This window comes from Clostridium sp. CTA-5 (genome assembly GCF_054768135.1).
Window position 1 is genome coordinate 1 of sequence record NZ_BAAAAT010000032.1, and the last position, 602, is coordinate 602.

General features: G+C 35.7%; 1 tRNA gene and 1 rRNA gene. Both read right to left on the reverse strand.

The features are described 5' to 3' along the window. Positions 1-268: 268 nt before the first annotated feature. Positions 269-345: transfer RNA gene (locus ACYUET_RS19000), tRNA-Ile, on the reverse strand. A 130-nt stretch (positions 346-475) separates the two neighbouring features. Then, positions 476-602, reverse strand: a 16S ribosomal RNA gene (locus ACYUET_RS19005); the annotation flags it as partial.

Consider the following 602-nt stretch of genomic DNA (forward strand, 5'->3'; position numbering starts at 1 on the left):
TGATGCCAAGGCATTCACCATGCGCCCTTTGTAGCTTGACCTATTTATCTAATTATTAACAATTAATGAATAGTTCTTATAAATACAAAGAATATATTCTTGGCTTGTTGTATTATATACAATATACTTGTTTACTAAATCTTATTACTTCGTCATCTACATGATTTTTTCATTCACGTATGAGATACGTTCGTTACAAAAATCATTTGATTTCTCGTACTAAGTTTTACTAAACTTCGTATTAATATGTGCAATTTTCAAAGAACATTGGTGGGCTTAAATGGACTCGAACCATCGACCTCACGCTTATCAGGCGTGCGCTCTAACCAGCTGAGCTATAAGCCCTAATTTTGAAAGACWTAGTCTTTCAAAATTGAACAGAATAATTAACATTTAAGTTAACTTTAATTACTTYYAAGTAAGACTTTTAAAAATATTACTAGTTAAACGTCTTGTTAACTAGATTTCTCCATAGAAAGGAGGTGATCCAGCCGCAGGTTCTCCTACGGCTACCTTGTTACGACTTCACCCCAATCGCTGACCCTACCTTAGGTCGCTGCCTCCCTTACGGGTTAGCTCACGAACTTTGGGTATTGCCAACT